Source organism: Streptomyces sp. 7-21 (assembly GCF_016741785.1).
Classification (GTDB): Bacteria; Actinomycetota; Actinomycetes; order Streptomycetales; family Streptomycetaceae; genus Streptomyces.
In genome coordinates, this window is record NZ_JAERRL010000010.1 from 174229 (window position 1) to 190479 (window position 16251).

Annotated in this window: 17 protein-coding genes; 8 read left to right on the forward strand and 9 right to left on the reverse strand. The window is 72.6% G+C overall.

Features of this window, described 5'->3' with window-relative positions; all coding sequences use genetic code 11:
- The first annotated feature begins 66 nt into the window (after nucleotides 1-66).
- Nucleotides 67-873: an SAM-dependent methyltransferase gene (locus JK356_RS15040; protein ID WP_201868394.1), complete on the forward strand. Its 807-nt coding sequence runs from the start codon at nucleotides 67-69 to the stop codon at nucleotides 871-873.
- 220 nt (nucleotides 874-1093) lie between these two features.
- Here JK356_RS15040 and JK356_RS15045 read toward each other — a convergent pair whose 3' ends face one another.
- Both JK356_RS15045 and JK356_RS15050 read right to left on the reverse strand, forming a co-directional pair.
- Entirely contained in the window at nucleotides 1094-1336 is a 243-nt protein-coding gene (locus JK356_RS15045) for a DUF397 domain-containing protein (protein ID WP_201868395.1), read from the reverse strand.
- Entirely contained in the window at nucleotides 1333-2142 is an 810-nt protein-coding gene (locus JK356_RS15050) for a helix-turn-helix transcriptional regulator (RefSeq protein ID WP_201868396.1), read from the reverse strand. Before JK356_RS15050 ends, JK356_RS15045 begins: the two co-directional genes overlap by 4 nt.
- A 265-nt stretch (nucleotides 2143-2407) precedes the next feature.
- On the opposite strand from JK356_RS15050, the gene JK356_RS15055 reads away from it, so the two are divergent.
- Nucleotides 2408-2665 carry a hypothetical protein gene (locus JK356_RS15055; RefSeq protein WP_201868398.1) on the forward strand — a complete coding sequence of 86 codons (258 nt, stop codon included), beginning with the start codon at nucleotides 2408-2410 and terminating at the stop codon, nucleotides 2663-2665.
- A 271-nt stretch (nucleotides 2666-2936) separates the two neighbouring features.
- On the forward strand, nucleotides 2937-3641 hold the full coding sequence (locus JK356_RS15060; RefSeq protein WP_201868400.1) for a hypothetical protein: 705 nt from the start codon (nucleotides 2937-2939) through the stop codon (nucleotides 3639-3641).
- A 200-nt stretch (nucleotides 3642-3841) separates the two neighbouring features.
- Here the strand turns inward: JK356_RS15060 and JK356_RS15065 are convergent, their stop codons facing one another.
- From JK356_RS15065 to JK356_RS15090, 6 genes are all read right to left on the reverse strand, one after another.
- Complete coding sequence (locus JK356_RS15065; protein WP_201868467.1) at nucleotides 3842-4564, reverse strand: ABC transporter permease subunit; 723 nt, start codon at nucleotides 4562-4564, stop codon at nucleotides 3842-3844.
- 2 nt (nucleotides 4565-4566) lie between these two features.
- A complete protein-coding gene (locus tag JK356_RS15070; RefSeq protein ID WP_201868402.1) occupies nucleotides 4567-5484 on the reverse strand; it encodes an ABC transporter ATP-binding protein in 918 nt (305 codons plus the stop codon).
- A 15-nt stretch (nucleotides 5485-5499) separates the two neighbouring features.
- Nucleotides 5500-6408: an ABC transporter permease subunit gene (locus JK356_RS15075; RefSeq protein ID WP_201868403.1), complete on the reverse strand. Its 909-nt coding sequence runs from the start codon at nucleotides 6406-6408 to the stop codon at nucleotides 5500-5502.
- Entirely contained in the window at nucleotides 6405-7352 is a 948-nt protein-coding gene (locus JK356_RS15080; RefSeq protein WP_201868469.1) for an ABC transporter ATP-binding protein, read from the reverse strand. The genes JK356_RS15075 and JK356_RS15080 overlap by 4 nt, the downstream gene beginning before the upstream one ends.
- Nucleotides 7353-7551: 199 nt before the next feature.
- Complete coding sequence (locus tag JK356_RS15085; RefSeq protein ID WP_201868404.1) at nucleotides 7552-8217, reverse strand: peptidoglycan recognition family protein; 666 nt, start codon at nucleotides 8215-8217, stop codon at nucleotides 7552-7554.
- Between the two features lie 94 nt (nucleotides 8218-8311).
- On the reverse strand, nucleotides 8312-9217 hold the full coding sequence (locus JK356_RS15090) for a lysozyme (RefSeq protein WP_201868470.1): 906 nt from the start codon (nucleotides 9215-9217) through the stop codon (nucleotides 8312-8314).
- A 279-nt stretch (nucleotides 9218-9496) separates the two neighbouring features.
- On the opposite strand from JK356_RS15090, the gene JK356_RS15095 reads away from it, so the two are divergent.
- Nucleotides 9497-9907, forward strand: coding sequence for a RidA family protein (locus JK356_RS15095; protein WP_201868405.1), 411 nt, complete (start codon nucleotides 9497-9499; stop codon nucleotides 9905-9907).
- Nucleotides 9908-9929: 22 nt separating this feature from the next.
- Here JK356_RS15095 and JK356_RS15100 read toward each other — a convergent pair whose 3' ends face one another.
- The gene (locus tag JK356_RS15100) at nucleotides 9930-10883 is read right to left on the reverse strand and encodes an LLM class flavin-dependent oxidoreductase (protein ID WP_201868406.1); all 954 of its coding nucleotides are present in this window, start codon (nucleotides 10881-10883) and stop codon (nucleotides 9930-9932) included.
- Nucleotides 10884-11008: 125 nt separating this feature from the next.
- Between JK356_RS15100 and JK356_RS15105 the strand changes: the two genes are divergently transcribed.
- From JK356_RS15105 to JK356_RS15120, 4 genes are all read left to right on the forward strand, one after another.
- Nucleotides 11009-11827, forward strand: coding sequence for a Cof-type HAD-IIB family hydrolase (locus JK356_RS15105; RefSeq protein ID WP_201868407.1), 819 nt, complete (start codon nucleotides 11009-11011; stop codon nucleotides 11825-11827).
- 153 nt (nucleotides 11828-11980) lie between these two features.
- On the forward strand, nucleotides 11981-13216 hold the full coding sequence (locus JK356_RS15110; RefSeq protein ID WP_236671334.1) for a sensor histidine kinase: 1236 nt from the start codon (nucleotides 11981-11983) through the stop codon (nucleotides 13214-13216).
- Nucleotides 13213-13881, forward strand: coding sequence for a response regulator transcription factor (locus JK356_RS15115; RefSeq protein WP_201868410.1), 669 nt, complete (start codon nucleotides 13213-13215; stop codon nucleotides 13879-13881). The genes JK356_RS15110 and JK356_RS15115 overlap by 4 nt, the downstream gene beginning before the upstream one ends.
- 148 nt (nucleotides 13882-14029) lie before the next feature.
- Entirely contained in the window at nucleotides 14030-16198 is a 2169-nt protein-coding gene (locus JK356_RS15120) for an MMPL family transporter (protein WP_201868412.1), read from the forward strand.
- Nucleotides 16199-16251: the final 53 nt, after the last annotated feature.

A 16251-nucleotide genomic window follows, 5' to 3' on the forward strand; every position in this document is an offset into this window, starting at 1 on the left:
GTGCGCTGCGGGTGTCGCTAGGGTGCCTTCGCTGGTCCACCGCCGCCGCGCTTGCTGGAACAGGTCATGACCGACACCCCGCACCTCAGCACCACCACGCCGCATCCCGCGCGCGTCTACGACTACTGGCTCGGCGGCACGAACCACTACGCCGCCGACGCGGAGGCCGCCGAGAAGATCGCGCGGATCTGGCCCAAGATCAAGGAAGGCGCGCAGCACAACCGGGCGTTCATGCACCGGGCCGTGCGCTACCTCACCGCCGAGGCCGGCATCCGGCAGTTCCTGGACATCGGCACCGGCATCCCGACCGAGCCCGACCTGCACCAGGTCGCGCAGGAGATCGCACCCGAGACCCGGGTGGTGTACGTCGACAACGACCCCATCGTCCTGGCCTGCGCCGACGCCCTCCTCACCAGCTCCCCCGAGGGCCGGGTGTCCTACCTCCACGCCGACGTCACCGAGCCGGACGCCGTCCTGCACTCCCCTGAGGTGACCGGGACTCTGGACCTCAGCCAGCCGGTCGCGCTGTCGATGGTGGCGCTGCTCCACCTCATCTCGGACGCCAGCGGCGCGGGCGAGCTGGTGCGCCGGTTCCTGGCCGCCGTGCCGTCCGGCAGCTACCTCTTCCTCACCCACGCCACGCACGAACTTAACCCGGACCTGATGGCGCGGGTCGCCGAGGCGTACCGCCCGGTCTCCACCGAGGGCCAGCTGCACACAAAGAAGGAGATCGCGCGCTTCTTCGACGGCCTGGAGTTCGCCGAGCCGGGCCTGGTGGTCACCCACCGCTGGCGGCCCGACCCCGCACAGCGCCTCCCCGAGCTGACCGATGCGGAGATGTCCGGCTACGCGGCGGTCGCCCGCAAGCCATGACGCCGGGGCCACGGCTCACATGGCTGGCCGTGTCGGCGATCGCCGCGCTGGCGTTCGGCGCGTACGCGCTGAAGGTGTGAAGGTTGTCCTGCCTGGAGTACCGCGACACCCTCCGCAGCCGGGTGCCGGGCACCTTCACGCCGGATCACTGCGTAACCGCCGGTTACACCGCTTACTGCTACGGCGATTTCCGGTCCGGCGGCAGCTCGGCGAAGTGACGTCAGCGGGCTGGCAGCGCCCTGAGGAACGCCGACCAGGCACCGGGCGACACCTGGAAGGAGCCGCGCGCGGTGTTCTTGGAGTCCCGCACGTGCACGCGGTGCGGGCAGGCGGCGACCTCGACGCAGTCGCCGCCGGAGCCGGTGCTGTAGCTGGACGTGCGCCAGCCGAAGGCGACCTCCACGCAGTCGCCGCCATCGCCGGTGCTGTAGCTCGACTTGAACCAGGCCAGTTCGCTGTTCACAGTTCTCCCGCCAACTTCTCGATGAGGGACGCCGACTCCGGTGGGGAGAGGGCCTGCGCTCGCAGGATGCCATAGCGCTGGATAAACCGACCCACCTTCTTCTGGTCACCGGTCAGCTCGCTGCCGCGCTGGTGCTCGACATAGGCGACGTGCCGGTGCTCCTTGGTCGTCAGCAGCGTCAGGTAGCCGTGCAGCGCCGCGTGCTCCTCGACCGCCGTCGGCATCACCTGGAGCGTGAGATACGGCAGCCGCGCCCGCTCAAGGAGACGGAGGAGCTGGTCCCTGTGCACGGCCCGGCCGCCGAGCGGGCGGCGCAGCACCGACTCCTCGATCACGAAGCCCAGATACGGCTTCGCTGGCCGCTCGAAGAGCCGCTGCCGTTCCAGCCTCGCCGCCACCTGCTTCTCGATGTCGTCCTCGTCCAGCGCGGGTGCGTACATCCGGAACGTGGCACGCGCGTACTCCTCCGTCTGGAGCAGCCCCGGCACGGCGAGCGGAGCGTACGTGTTGAGCGCGAAGCACTGGCGCTCGTGGATGACGAAGTCGCGGAAGAAGGCCCGGTACTTCTCCGCCGCCATGTAGTCCGCGGCGGAGGCGAGCAGGCCGTTGGCCTTCAGCGTGGTGTCGAGCTTGCGGATCAGGCTTTCGTCCGGGATACGCTCCCCGCGTTCGATGGCGCCGATGAGCGAGCCGGAGACGTGGCACGGGCCGCCCACGTCGTCGCGGGTCAGCTCGTGGAACTCCCGCAGCGCGCGGACCTGTCTGCCGAAGCACAGCCGGAGGGACGAGGGCTCGGTCTCGTTCACGCTCACCGCCCTTCACCAGGGTTCACGGTCTTGTGCCTCCACGCCACAGATACGCGTTGTGAAGGCCCAACTACTGGCGACCCTAGGGGCGATCGCGCCAGCGTGTGGGCATGTACCACGAGCTTGACCCTCCCGAGTGGGTCCCCGACCTGGGGTGCGCCCTGCGGAAGACGGGGCTGTACTTCGACGCCATCCGCATCGCGGGCGCGCACGGTGAACGGGTCGCCGAGGCGGTCGAAAAGGAGTGCGGCGGGGAGCCGGGCCGGTGGTCCGCGAGGCTATCGGCAGGCGGTGGGTGTACTTCATCCTGCCGCCGGACACCGTCCGCCAGTACCGCTGGCCGCCGTCGGCGGAGCGCTACAGCGCCCTGACTCCCGGGCGGATCGCCTACATCGGCATCCCCGCGCTGGGCGGGGATACCTGGCCGCTGTTCTGGCGCAGCCAGCCGACGCCCGAGCGGCGCTTCGTCGATCCGGGGATCCTCAACGCCGTCGTCACGCGGGACACGGGCGTCATGGGATAGAGGGTCAGGTTGACCCTCTATCCGGGGCGGGGCCGGTGCGTTGTCCACAGCGGGGCGTCGCCGGGCCGCTCACGGCAGCCCGGCGTGTCCGCAACGGCCGCGCTGACCTGCGGTTATCCGCCATCACCAGCACGGCGACGGGTTATCCACAGGCCGGGCGGGCGGCGGCGGCCCGCGGACGTGACGGCTGCTTCCCGGAGCCGCCTTCGAATGAGTGACCGAACGACGATTCGCTCGTTAGTTCAGGCATAAGGGGCGGAAGGGGATCCTTATGCACGAGAAGGTGCTGATCGAATCGCGTACCCTGCGGGGGAGCCTGGTGGAGCGCACCGACGCGCTGGACAAGGTGAAGGCACTGGCGGTGCTCCCTGACGGGGTGCACGTGACGACGGAGATGGTCGCGGCCTACTTCGTTATCCACAAGGACGCCGTCAGGAGCCTCGTTCGGCGCCACCGGGAAGAGCTGACCGAGCATGGGATGAAGGTGCTCAGGGGCGCTGACCTGCGGGAATTCAAGAAGGTCAATCTGACCCTCTATCCCGGCATCACGAGTGGCAGCCCCAGGTCCAACCTGACCCTGTACACCCGCCGCACGGTGCTGAACATCGCGATGCTGCTGCAAGACAGCCATGTCGCACGGCGGATCCGGGCGTACCTGCTCGATGCCGAGGAACGGACGCGGCCGGGGCAGCGTGTCAGGGCGCTGGAGCGGCGAGTCGACGGTGTCGAGTCGGCTCTGGGAGACATCGGCCCGGCGCTGCGGGAGCTCGGGCCGCTGCTGCACCGGATGAACGAGCGGCTGGAGCGGGCCGAGCGGCGGCTGGACAGCACCGACCGCGTGATCGGGGCGATGAGCCAGCGGCTGGCCGACGTGGCGGAGGACGTCCGGGACCTCCTCGGCTGCACCGTGATCATCCCGCCCCAGAGAGCCCCGGGGCGGCGTCCTCGCGGACCCAGGAACGGGCCTGGGAAATAGAGGGTCAGGTTGACCCTCTATCCGGGGCGGGGCCGGTGCGTTGTCCACAGCGGGGCGTCGCCGGGCCGCTCACGGCAGCCCGGCGTGTCCGCAACGGCCGCGCTGACCTGCGGTTATCCGCCATCACCAGCACGGCGACGGGTTATCCACAGGCCGGGCGGGCGGCGGCGGCCCGGCGGCGCACCGCCGCCGGGCCCGGTTCAGTCGCCCCCGGCGACGGTCAGCATGCTCAGCCGCCGCGCGGCGTACCAGGTGCCCAGGACGGTGGTGACGGCGAGCAGGATGATCCCGGTGGTCAGCGAGACCTCCGAGGTGATGTCGACGCCGTCGAAGGCGATCCGGTCGGCCACGGCCAGGGCCCACTGCTGGACGCTGAGGGCCCGGGCCCCGGAGACCAGCTGCCCGACGAACGCCTCCCAGATCAGCGCGTAGGCGAGGCCGAAGACGACGGCGTTGCGTGAGACGGTGCCCAGCAGCAGGAAGACGGCGCTGTAGGCGACCGACGCGGCGCCCGCCGCCACCGCGAACGCCACGGCGATGCGCTGGCTGTTGCCGTTGAGGATGACCCCGGCGACCAGCGTCGGGACCGTCGTGAACGCCACGGTGACGCCGATGGCCACCAGCAGCTTGGTGACGATGATGGTCCGCCGCGGCAGCGGCTTGGACAGCAGGTAGACGATGGAGCCGTCGTCGATCTCCGGCGCGATGGCGCCGGTACCGGCGATCACGCCGACGAGCGGCGTCATGGCGGCCAGCGCGAAGCCGATGAGCACTTCCGTGGACGTGCGGTCGTCGGCGTCGCCGATCAGGCGCACCCCGGCCGAGACCACCAGCAGCAGCGCGGACAGGCTCAGCAGGATCAGGGCGCGGCGGCGGCCGAGCAGGGCCTTGTATGTCAGGCGCGCGACCGTGTGGTTGTACAGCATCAGGAGGCCACCAGGTAGGAGAAGACGCTTTCCAGGGACTCGTCGGAGGGCGAGACCTCCAGCAGGCGGATGCCCTTGGCGCGGGCCAGCAGCGGCAGCTGGTGGGTGAAGCGCGCGAAGTCGACGGCCTGGACGCGCAGCGCGCCCTCGGCCGTGTCCACCTCGATGCCGCTGGTGGAGGGGTCGGCGATCAGGGCCGCCGCGAGCGCCCGGTCGTCGCTGGAGCGCACCAGGTAGCGGTGCGGCCGGTCCGTCATCAGGCGGCGGATGCGGCGGAAGTCGCCCGAGGCGGCGTGGCGCCCGGCGACGATCACCTCGATGTGGGAGGCGAGCTGCTCGACCTCCTCCAGGATGTGGGAGGAGAACAGCACGGTCCGCCCGTCGTCGCCCATGCGGCGCAGCAGCTCCATCAGGTGCATGCGCTGGCGCGGGTCCATGCCGTTGAACGGCTCGTCCAGCAGCAGCACGTCCGGCTGGTGGACGAGTGCGGACGCCATCTTCACGCGCTGCCGCATGCCCTTGCTGTAGGTGCCGATGCGGCGGGAGGCGGCGTGGGTCATCTCGACCGTCTCCAGGGCGGCCTGGGCGGCGGCGCGGGGGTTGGGCAGGCCGTGGAGTTCGGCGTTGGCGAGGACGAACTCGCCGCCCGTCAGGTAGTCGTACATGCCCTCGCGTTCGGGCACCAGGCCGATCTTCCGGTACGACTCCACGTTCCGCCAGATCGGCGCCCCGTCGAGGGTGACGGTGCCGGAGCTGGGGGCGAGGAAGCCGCTCATCATGTGGATCAGCGTGGACTTGCCCGCGCCGTTGGGGCCGAGCAGGCCGGTGACGCCGGGTCCGATGTCCATCGTGACGTCGTTGACGGCGACGACGTTGCCGAACCAGCGCGAGGTGTTGCGGATTTCGATCGTTGTCATGGCGAAGCCTCGTCCTCACAGTCCCGCGCGGCGGTAGCGGCGCAGCAGCAGCAGGTAGCAGGCGGCGGTGATCCCGGCGATGACGAGCACGTACAGCGGCCCGGCCGCGCTGGGGACCTCCGCCTGCCCGGGGAACTGCGAGACGCCGCCGAGGTACGCGCTCTGGAGTCCGTCGGTCAGCGTGCCGGGAGAGAACAGGCCGAGCCAGCCGACGGCGTCGCTGCCCTGCACGTCGGCGACGCCCTGGAGCGCGGTCACGGCGAAGTACGGGATGGTCAGCACGCCGATGATGGCGCCGACGCCGAAGCCGCGCCGCGGCGTCAGGGACGCCGTCAGCAGGCTGATGGCGGCGTGCAGCACGGCGTACACGGCGCAGACGGCCAGGCCGAGCGCGAAGTCGTCGGTCTCCTCGGTGACGCTCAGCCCGGTGAGGAGGCCTCCGGCGTACAGCACCGTCACCGGGATGGCGGTGAACAGGAACACCGCGGTGGACAGCGCGGCGAACTTGGCGGCCACGTAGTCGGACCGCTCGATCGGCCGGGAGAAGTACAGCGGCGTCGTCCGGTACCGCAGGTCGAGCGAGACCAGCTGCGGCCCGGCCAGCGCCAGGAACAGCCCCAGGACCGGCTGCATGAACAGCGGGTACTCGCGGTAGTCCACGGGCAGGTCGCCGCCGGCGGCCGCGAGGACGACCACCATGCCGAAGGCGGGGAGCACCATGACGGCGAACAGCCCCATGGGCAGCACCTTGGAGCGGGCCGACCTGCCGATGCCGTAGCAGCCGCGCAGCGAGTGGACGAACAGCGACCGCCGCGCGTAGCCGCGGCCCAGGCGGGTGCCCTCGTAGCGGCGATAGCCGATGTCGTGGATGCGGGCGTCGGCGGCGCCGGCGGCCGCCGCGCTGGATGGCGCTGGCGTGGTCACGGGTGTGCCCCCTCGTGCTGACGCGGTCCGGCGGTGTCGTCCTGGAAGACCTCGGCGATGCGGTGGCGCCGCTGCTCCATACGGACCAGTCCCAGGCCCAGGTCGGCGACGGTGTCGCGGACGGTGTCGTAGATGGTGTCGTCGGTGGCGTCCACGAGCACGAGCTGGCCGGGCGCCGGCGTGGCGTCGATGCCCCGCTGGCTCAGGGCGGTGCGCAGCGCGGCCGCGCCGTCGGGGTGCTCGTCGGTGTCGGTGACCTCAAGCGCCAGGGAGGCGGTGGTCTCGGTGAAGCTGGCGGTGGTCTGGGCGCGCAGCAGCTTGCCGCCGTCGATGACGACGATGTGGTCGCTGGTGCGCTCCAGCTCGCCGAGCAGGTGGGAGGTGACGAGGACGGAGATGCCGAACTCGGTGTGGACGCGGCGGATGAGGCCGAGCATCTCGTCGCGGCCGGCCGGGTCGAGGCCGTTGGTCGGCTCGTCGAGCAGCACCAGCTGCGGGTCGTGCACGAGCGCCTGGGCGAGCTTGACCCGCTGCTTCATGCCGGTGGAGTAGCCGCCGATGGGGCGGTACCGCTCTTCGTACAGCCCGACGTGGCGCAGGGTGTCGGCGGTGCGTTCGCGCGCGGCGGTCCGCGGCAGGCCGGACATGCGGGCCATGTGCACCACGAACTCGGTCGCCGAGACGTCCGGCGGCAGGCAGTCGTGTTCCGGCATGTAGCCGACGTGCTCCCTGATGGCGCTGCCCTCGGTGGCGCAGTCCCTGCCGAGCACCTGGGCCTGGCCCGCCGTGGCGGGGGCGAGGCCCAGCAGCAGCTTGATCAGGGTGGACTTGCCCGCGCCGTTGGCACCGACGAGGCCCGTGACTCCGGGCCCGATGTCCACGGTCAGGCTGTCGAGTGCGGTGACCCCCGGGTACCGCTTGGTGAGCCCGTGGGTCCGTATCACGTGTGTCGGCGCGTCGGGGGCGCGAGTGGTTGCGGTCACGGAAGCGAAGCTAGTCCCGACGGGGCGCGGACGGCGTCAGCCTGGGGTACCTGCCGGCCAGGAACCCGGCCCCTACTCCGGTGCCCTTTCCCCTTAGGGGCGCGGGGCCTTGTTCTTCCGGGTTCCCCGGATCCCCCCGCGCTTCCGGGCCGCGAGGGGGCTAGCTGACGGCGGCTTCCACCTCGGCGCGCAGCTGGGGGAGCATGTCGTGGTAGATGCCGGGGCAGAGCGTCGAGCCGAAGTCGAGGTGGCCGTAGATCTCGAACGGCGCGATGTTGTACTGCTGGCAGGCGTAGGCGCACAGCGACACCAGGGCCTCCCACTGGGCCTCCGGCGGAGTGGCGCCGTCGTGGTAGGCGCCTTCGTTGCAGATGCCGAGTGCGTCGTAGTTCTGGCCCGAGGTGTGGGCGCCGATGACGTGGCCGCTTCCGGCGGTGAGGACGTCGAGGCTGCCGTGGCGTCCCTCGGTGATGTAGCCGCCGCGGCTGATGACGAAGTGGTAGCCGGTGTCGACCCAGCCGTTGTCGTCCATGTGCAGGTCCTGCACCCAGTGGGCGTGGGCGTGGGCCTGGGCGCGCGAGTAGTCGGTGACGTTCTCGCTGACGCTGTGGTGAACGATGATCTTGACGGGGCTGTCGGGCAGGACGTCGATGCCGCCGCCGGGCGGGCGGGCGTCCCAGTCGGCGGTGGAGTCGATGGCGGGTGCGGGGACGGCCGCGGCGGCGCTTCCGGTCAGGCCGGGGAGCGTGACGGCGGCGGTGGTGGCGGCGAGACCGGCGGTGCCGGCGAGGAGGGCGCGGCGGCTGACCTGGTGCGGACCGGGCACGGTGACTCCTTGGGGTGTGGGGGTGAGGGAGGGAGAAGTGTGGGGGGACGCCGGTGGAGCCGGCCGGGACCGGCTCCACCGGTTGCAAGCGGTCTTACGGGGTGTTGTTCGCCAGAGCAAGCAGCCGGTCCCGCGAGCCGTTGAACCAGTCGCGGTCGACGTTGCCGGAGATGCCGCTGACCGAGCCGGTGCTGGTGTACTGCCAGACCGTCCAGATGGAGAAGCCGGTGGGGAGCGTCGGGCTGGAGGCGGAGGTCCAGTGCGCCACCCACAGCGGGCTGAGGCTGGCCATGCCGGACCAGCCGCCGGTGCAGGTGTTCCACCAGCTGGGGCTGGTGTAGATCACGATGTCACGGCCGGTGCGGGACCGGTACGTGTTGTAGAAGTCGGTGATCCACGAGCGCATCTGCGAGGTGGACAGGCCGTAGCACTGCGCGCCGTAGGGGTTGGCCTCGATGTCCAGCACGCCCGGGAGGGTGAGGTTGTCAGCCGACCAGGCGCCGCCGTTGGAGGCGAAGAAGTTCGCCTGGGTGGCCCCGCTGGAGCGGTCGGGCAGCGCGAAGTGGTACGCGCCGCGGATGACGCCGGCGGCGTGGGCGGCCGGGTAGTTCCGGTCGAAACTCGGGTCGGTGTAGTTGGTGCCCTCCGTGGCCTTCATCCAGGCGAACTGGATGCCGGCGGAACGCACCGAGGACCAGTTGATCGTGCCCTGCCAGTGCGAGACGTCGATGCCGGGCACGCGGGACTGGAGCGGTGTGGCGGGCTCCTCGCCGGTGTCTGCGGGGGCTTCCTCGCCGTGGATCAGGGCGCCGGCGCCCATGAAGGCCTCGCCGGGCTGCAGGTCGCCCAGCTCGAGGTCCTGGGGTTCGCCGGCGGCGGGGGCCGCGGCATGGGCCGGGGTGAGGGGGGAGAGCAGCAGTGCGAGGGCCGCCGTGACGACGCCGGCGAGGGTGAGCGCCCGGCGGCGCGGTCTGGTCGAGCGACGCGAGCTGAGGGACATCATGACTTCCTTCCGGGGCGTCATGGACTTGTGGGGGTTACAGAGTCGCCGCGCGTAGATTCTGCTTGGCGTGAGCGCGTCATAAGTGACGCACACAACTCCCCGGCCCGTAAAGGGATTCCGGGAGAACTCTGTGGCCTAGCCCTGTGAAGGAACGGTCAACCAGCGGTGACGGAACGGTGCGCCGAGAACTTTCAGCGCGGAAGGTGTATGCGACGGGCCGGCCGGCGCCCGGAAAAGCGGTCGAGCACCCCCCGGCGGGGCTGCCAGACTGCCGCCATGCCCAGCGCCGTCACCCTGATCCGCTCCCCGTCCCTGGCCGATGCCGAGTACGCCTACGCGGCCACGGCTCCCGCCGGGGCCCGCCTGGTCTTCCTCGCCGGCGCCTGCCCGCTGAACCGGGACGGCACCACCGCCGCGCCCGGCGACGTCGCCGGCCAGGCCGCGGTGTGCGTGGTGAACCTGCGGACCGCGCTGGCCGACGCCGGCGCCACGCTGGAGGACGTCCTCAGCACCCGGGTCCTCGTCGCCTCGGACCAGCGGCAGGACCTGGTGACGGCGTGGCGGGTGGTGCGCGACGCGTTCGGTGCGCACGACGCGCCGAGCACGCTGTTCGGCGTCACCGTCCTCGGCTACCCCGGCCAGCTGGTGGAGATCGAGGCCGTCGCGGCCCTGCCGCCCGGCTCCTGACGGCCGGCGGGGGCGCGCCGCCTCACGCCGCCAGCTGCGCCAGCCCTTCGGTGGCGATGCGCTCGAAGACGGCCATGTCGGCCGCGAAGACCGAGTCGGGGACCGGCCAGTGGATCACGATCTCGGTGAAGCCCAGCTCGGCGCAGCGGCCGGCGTAGTCCACGAACGCGTCGAGCGAGGCCACCGCCGAGACGCCCGCCGGCGTCCCGCTGGCGTCGAGCATGATCCGCCCCAGCGCGGCGGGCTCCCGGCCCTGGGCCTCGCAGACCGCGTCCAGCCGCTCGGTCTGCCGCGCCAGCGCCGCCCAGAAGTCCTCGGCCGTGCCGTCGAAGGACGCCGGGTCGCCGGTGGTGACCCAGTACTGCCCGTGGCGGGCGGCCAGGCGCATGCCGCGCGGGCCGGTGGCGGCGAGCGCGAACGGCAGACGCGGCCGCTGTACGCATCCGGGAATGGTGCGCACTTCGTGGGCCGAGTAGTAGTCGCCCCGGTAGGACACCCCGCCACTGCGCGGCCCGCCGTTGCGGTCCTCGCTCAGCAGCAGGTCCAGCAGCCGCACGAACTCAGCGAAACGGTCGGCCCGTTCGCGCTTGTCCCAGGCCTCATTGCCCAGCGCCGTGGCATCGAAGCCGCTGCCGCCCGCGCCGATGCCGAGGGTGATCCGGCCGCCCGACACGTCATCGAGCGTGATGAGTTCCTTCGCGAACGCGACGGGGTGCCGGAAGTTCGGCGAGGCGACCATGGTGCCCAGCCGCATGCGCTCGGTGACGGTGGCCGCGGCGGTGAGCGTCGGCAGGGCGCCGAACCAGGCCCGGTCGCGGAAGCTCCGCCAGGACAGGTGGTCGTAGGTGTAGGCGGCGTGGAAGCCCAGCTCCTCGGCGTGCCGCCAGGTCCGTGCGCCGTTGTCCGCCCAGCGGAACACGGGCAGGATCACCGTGGACAGCCGCAGCGGCGGTGCGGCGGCGGATTCGACAGCCATAACCAGCCAGCGTAGGGCCTTGGCCGCCGGTTTCGGACAGACGTGCACCGCATCGCGACAACCTCAGCACCCGTCACCATTCGTGTTCTTCTGCGCGCAAATGTGCGGGCATATGCTCAGTGACCATGCCACCTCCCGTGCCCCGGCTGATCGCCACCGACCTCGACGGCACGCTGCTGCGTGACGACAAGACCGTCTCCGGCCGCACCGTCGCCGCCCTCGCCGCCGCCGAGGAGGCGGGCATCGAGGTGATCTTCGTGACCGGCCGCCCGCCGCGCTGGCTGGGCGTCGTCAGCGAGCACGTCCACGGCCACGGCATCGCCATCTGCGGCAACGGCGCGGCCGTCGTGGACCTGCACCGGGGCGCCGAGCTGGTGGAGGTGCGCGGGCTGCCGGCGGACGACGCGCTGGCGACCGTGGCGCTGCTGCGCGAGGCCGCGCCCGGTGTGACGTTCGCCGTCGAACGGGCCGGCGGCATCAGCCTGGAGCCGGACTACCCGCCGCTCCACGCCGAGCAGGCGCTCGCCGTCGCCACGGCCGAGAAGCTGCTCACCGCGCCGGGCGAGGTGCTCAAGCTGCTGGCACACCACCCGACGCTCGACCCCGACGCGTTCCTCGACCTGGCGCGGGAGACCGCCGGGCAGCACGGGGAGTTCACCCGCTCCAGCCCGACCGCGCTGCTGGAGATCAGCGGCACGGGCGTCAGCAAGGCCAGCACGCTGGCGCAGCGCTGCGAACGCCACGGCATCGCACCGGAGGAAGTCGTGGCCTTCGGGGACATGCCGAACGACCTGGAGATGCTGGCGTGGGCGGGCACGTCGTACGCCATGGCCAACGCCCACCCCCGCATCCTGGCCGCGACAACGCACCGCACCGCCAGCAACGAGGAGGACGGCGTCGCCCTCGTCATCGAGCGGCTGCTGGAAGCGGCACCACGGCGGTGACCGGCGCGCCGGCACCGTCACGGGTGCGGCGGCCGCCTGCTGCGGACGCGGTACCCGCAGTGTCCGTGCCCGGAGAATCGCCCGGAAAATGACGCGCCCCGGCCGCGGCGGCACCCTTGATGCCGTGCGCTCGGTATGGCTGAGGGAGTGCGGATGACCGACTCGTTGCCGGAACGCGTCAGGAAGCTGCTGGCCCGGCACCCGCGGCTGCGGGACACCCTGCCGGGCCTGGCGGTGTCCATGATGTCGCTCCCCGCGTCGATGGCCACCGAGTCCGGCGGCTGGCACGAGCCCCGCCCCGGCATCGTGGCCTGGACGGTCGTCTCGTGCGTGCCGCTGGCCTGGCGCACCCGCGCCCCCTGGCTGGTGACGGCCGCGACGCTGCTGATGGAGCTGCTCTACGCCGCCCTCGGGCCGCACACCAGCTTCACCCCGGCCGCCAGCCTGGTCGCCCTCTACACCGCAGCCTCGCGCACGCCCCGCCGCACCGCCTGGCGGGCCGGGCTGGCGATCGCCCTGGTCGTCACCCCGCTGCTGGCGCTGTCCTACCAGCAGCCCCTGCTGTCCGCGCGGACGGTGGCCACGTTCGACCTGGTCATCCTCGCCACCGCCCTGGGCGACGCCGTCCGCTCCAACCGGGCCCGCCTGGAGGCGCTGCGCGAGCGGGCCGAGCACGCCGAACGCACCCGCGAGGAGGAGGCGGCCCGCCGCGTCACCGAGGAACGCCTGCGCATCGCCCGCGACCTGCACGACGTCGTCGCCCACCACATCACCCTGGTCAACGCCCAGACCGGCGTCGCCCAGCATCTCGTCCGCACCGACCCGGAGGCCGCCTACCAGGCGCTCGGCCAGCTCAAGGAGAACAGCCGCGCCGCCCTCGACGAGCTGCGCGCCACCGTCGGCCTGCTGCGGCAGGAAGGCGAGGCCCCCGACCCGCGCGACCCGCTGCCCGGCCTGGACGACCTGGACGGCCTCATCGCCGCCTTCCGCCGCGCCGGCCTGCCGGTCGAGGCCGACCGCACCGGCACCCCCCGCCCCGCCACGCCCTCCGTGGACCTGGCCGCCTACCGGATCCTGCAAGAGGCCCTGACCAACACCCGCAAGCACGCGGGCCCGGCCGCCACCGCCCGGATCCGCCTCGACTACGGCCCCGACACGCTGCGCCTGACCGTCACCGACGACGGCCGCGGCGCCCCCGCCGCCGGCCCGGCCGGCACCCCGTCCGGCGGCGGGCACAGCGGCGGACACGGCCTGGTCAGCATGCGCGAGCGCGCCACGGCCGCCGGCGGCACCCTCACCGCCGGCCCCGCCCGCCCGCACGGCTACCGCGTCGAGGCCGTGCTGCCGCTGCCCGCGCCCGGCGAGACGGACGAGACAATCGGCCCATGACCATCCGCGTCCTCCTCGCCGACGACCAGGCGCTGCTGCGCGGCACCTTCCGGCTCCTCATCGACAGCGCCGACGACATGGAGGTCGTCGCCGAGGCCGCCACCGGCGAGGAGGCCGTCGAACGCGCCCGCACCCACCGCGCCGACCTGGTGCTGATGGACATCCGCATGCCGGGGCTCGACGGCATCGAGGCGACCCGCCGCATCTGCGAGGACGAGGACCTGGCGGGGGTGAAGGTGCTGATCCTGACGACGTTCGAGGTGGACGAGTACGTCGTGGACGCGCTGCGCGCCGGGGCCAGCGGCTTCCTCGGCAAGGGCATCGACCCGGCCGAGCTGCTCCAGGCCATCCGCACGGTCGCCACCGGCGACGCGCTGCTCTCCCCCACCGCCACCCGCCAGCTCATCTCCCGCTTCCTGTCCCAGCCCGCGCCCGGCGAGCGCCCCGCCGACGTGCGGCTGGACGCGCTGACGCCCCGCGAGCGCGAGGTGATGACGCTGACCGCGCTCGGCCTGTCCAACCAGGAGATCGCCGAACGCCTGCACGTCACCCCGCTGACCGCCAAGACGCACGTCAACCGCGCGATGACCAAACTCGGCGCCCGCGACCGGGCCCAGCTCGTCGTGATCGCCTACCAGAGCGGCCTGGTCAGGCCCGGCACCTGAGGCCGCGCCAGCGGCCGCCGCCGGTCTGCTGCGTTCGCAGCAGCCGCGACTGTCTGCGGGCGGGTGACGACGAACCGCCCCCGCGTGCGGCACAGTGGCGTGAGGTACCACGATCGCCTCACAACCGCCGAAAGGCACACCAACGCCCATGGCTACCCTGCTCTACCGTCTCGGCCGCCTCTCCTTCCGCCGCCGCGGCCCCGTGGTCGCCGTCTGGCTGCTGCTGCTCGCCCTCCTCGGCGGCGGCGCGGCCGCGTTCAGCGGCCAGATCGCCGACGACTTCACGATGCCGGGCACCGAGTCGCAGCGCGCCCTGGACGCCCTGGAGCGCGACTTCCCGCAGGCGTCGGGCGCCACCGGCACCATCGTCGTGGCCGCGCCCGAGGGCGAGACGCTGGACGCGGCCACGCTCGGGCCGGTCGTCCAGGAGGCGGCGCGGGTACCCGGCGTGATCGCCGCCCTGGACCCGTTCGAGACCGGCGCCGTCTCCCCGGACGGCCGGTACGCGCTGATCTCCGTCCAGTTCGACAGCCCCGCCGAGGACGTCACCGACGCGCAGCAGGAGGCGTACCAGGAGGTCGGCGCCTCGGCCGAGGCGGAGGGCCTGCGCGTAGAGCGCGGCGGCGAGGTCGCCAACGTGCCCGAGGTGGAGGTCGGCGCCACCGAGGTCGTCGGCGTGGTGGTGGCCGCGCTGGTGCTGGTGCTGACGTTCGGCTCGCTGGTCGCGGCCGGGATGACGCTGGCCAACGCGCTGATCGGGGTCGGCGTCGGCATGGCCGGCCTGTACGCGCTCAGCGGCGTCGTGGAGCTGTCGACGACCGCGCCGATCCTGGCCCTGATGCTGGGGCTGGCCGTCGGCATCGACTACTCGCTCTTCCTCACCTCCCGCTACCGCCAGTACGTCCTGGACGGCGTGGCCCCCGAGGAGGCGGCCGGGCGCGCCACCGGCACGGCGGGCTCGGCGGTGGTCTTCGCCGGGGCGACCGTCGTCATCGCGCTGGCGGGCCTGTCGGTGGTCGGCATCCCGTTCCTGACCGTGATGGGCCTGGCCGCCGCCGCGACCGTGGCCGTGGCCGTGCTGGTCGCGCTCACGCTGCTGCCCGCCGTGCTCGGCTTCGCGGGCGGCAAGGTGCTGCCGCGCAAGCAGCGCGGCGCCGCGCCCGCCCCGGCCGGGGACGGCGAGCGGCCCGGCTTCGCCTACCGCTGGGGCACGCTGGTGACGCGGCTGCGCGTGCCGGTGATCGTCGCGGCCGTCGCGGGCCTGGGCCTGCTGGCGCTGCCCGCACAGGACATGCGGCTCGCGCTGCCCGACGCCTCCACGGCCGCCGAGGGCTCCCCGGCGCGCGAGGCGTATGACCTGACGGCCGAGGGCTTCGGCGAGGGCTTCAACGGCCGCCTGGTTGCGGTCGTCAGCGCCGGCACCCCGGAGGCGACGCAGGCCGCCGCGCAGGAGGCCGCCGGGCTGATCCAGGACACCCCGAACGTCCTGGCCGTCACCCCGCCGCAGCCGAACGAGCAGGGCACGACCGCGCTGCTGAACATCACCCCGGCCACCGGGCCCAGCGACGCCGCGACCGAGGACATGGTGCACGCCATCCGCGACCAGGTCGCCGGCATCGACGGCGCCGACATCTCCCTGACCGGCACCACGGCGCTGGCCATCGACGTCTCCGAGACGCTGGCGGACGCCCTGCCGGTCTACCTGCTGCTGGTCGTGGGCCTGTCGGTGCTGCTGCTGATGCTGGTGTTCCGCTCGCTGCTGGTGCCGCTGAAGGCGGCCCTCGGCTTCCTGCTCACGGTGGCCGCGACGTTCGGCATCACGGTCGCGGTCTTCCAGCAGGGCCACCTGGCCGGCGTGTTCGGCGTGGAGACGGAGGCGCCGCTGGTGAGCTTCCTGCCGATCCTGCTGATCGGCATCCTGTTCGGGCTCGCCATGGACTACGAGGTGTTCCTCGTCTCCCGGATGCGGGAGGACTTCGTCCACGGCGACACCGCGCGGCAGGCCACCATCAACGGCCTGGGCCACAACGGCCGCGTCGTCACCGCCGCCGCCGTCATCATGACGTCCGTCTTCGCCGGGTTCATCTTCATGGACGACCTGATCATCAAGTCGATCGGCTTCGCCCTGGCGCTCGGCGTCGTCATCGACGCGTTCCTCGTCCGGATGACGCTCGTCCCCGCGGTGATGTCGCTGCTCGGCCGCGCCGCCTGGTGGCTGCCCGGGCCGCTGGACCGGGCGCTGCCCAACCTCGACATCGAGGGCGAGCGCCTCCAGCGCCAGCTCGCCAGCGAGGACAGCGAGCCCGTCCGCGTCTGAGCCGCCGGGGCCGGCCCCGGCGCCACGGCCCGCCGGCGGGCCGTGGCGCCGGC

What these genes read in the sequence shown, in the direction of transcription:
- JK356_RS15115 (WP_201868410.1), top strand. Translation starts at nt 13,213, where the DNA reads ATGACCATCCGCGTCCTCCTCGCCGACGACCAGGCGCTGCTGCGCGGC.
- JK356_RS15110 (WP_236671334.1), top strand. Translation starts at nt 11,981, where the DNA reads ATGACCGACTCGTTGCCGGAACGCGTCAGGAAGCTGCTGGCCCGGCAC.
- JK356_RS15040 (WP_201868394.1), top strand. Translation starts at nt 67, where the DNA reads ATGACCGACACCCCGCACCTCAGCACCACCACGCCGCATCCCGCGCGC.
- JK356_RS15095 (WP_201868405.1), top strand. Translation starts at nt 9,497, where the DNA reads ATGCCCAGCGCCGTCACCCTGATCCGCTCCCCGTCCCTGGCCGATGCC.
- JK356_RS15090 (WP_201868470.1), bottom strand. Translation starts at nt 9,217, where the DNA reads ATGTCCCTCAGCTCGCGTCGCTCGACCAGACCGCGCCGCCGGGCGCTC.
- JK356_RS15105 (WP_201868407.1), top strand. Translation starts at nt 11,009, where the DNA reads ATGCCACCTCCCGTGCCCCGGCTGATCGCCACCGACCTCGACGGCACG.
- JK356_RS15120 (WP_201868412.1), top strand. Translation starts at nt 14,030, where the DNA reads ATGGCTACCCTGCTCTACCGTCTCGGCCGCCTCTCCTTCCGCCGCCGC.
- JK356_RS15060 (WP_201868400.1), top strand. Translation starts at nt 2,937, where the DNA reads ATGCACGAGAAGGTGCTGATCGAATCGCGTACCCTGCGGGGGAGCCTG.
- JK356_RS15070 (WP_201868402.1), bottom strand. Translation starts at nt 5,484, where the DNA reads ATGACAACGATCGAAATCCGCAACACCTCGCGCTGGTTCGGCAACGTC.
- JK356_RS15100 (WP_201868406.1), bottom strand. Translation starts at nt 10,883, where the DNA reads ATGGCTGTCGAATCCGCCGCCGCACCGCCGCTGCGGCTGTCCACGGTG.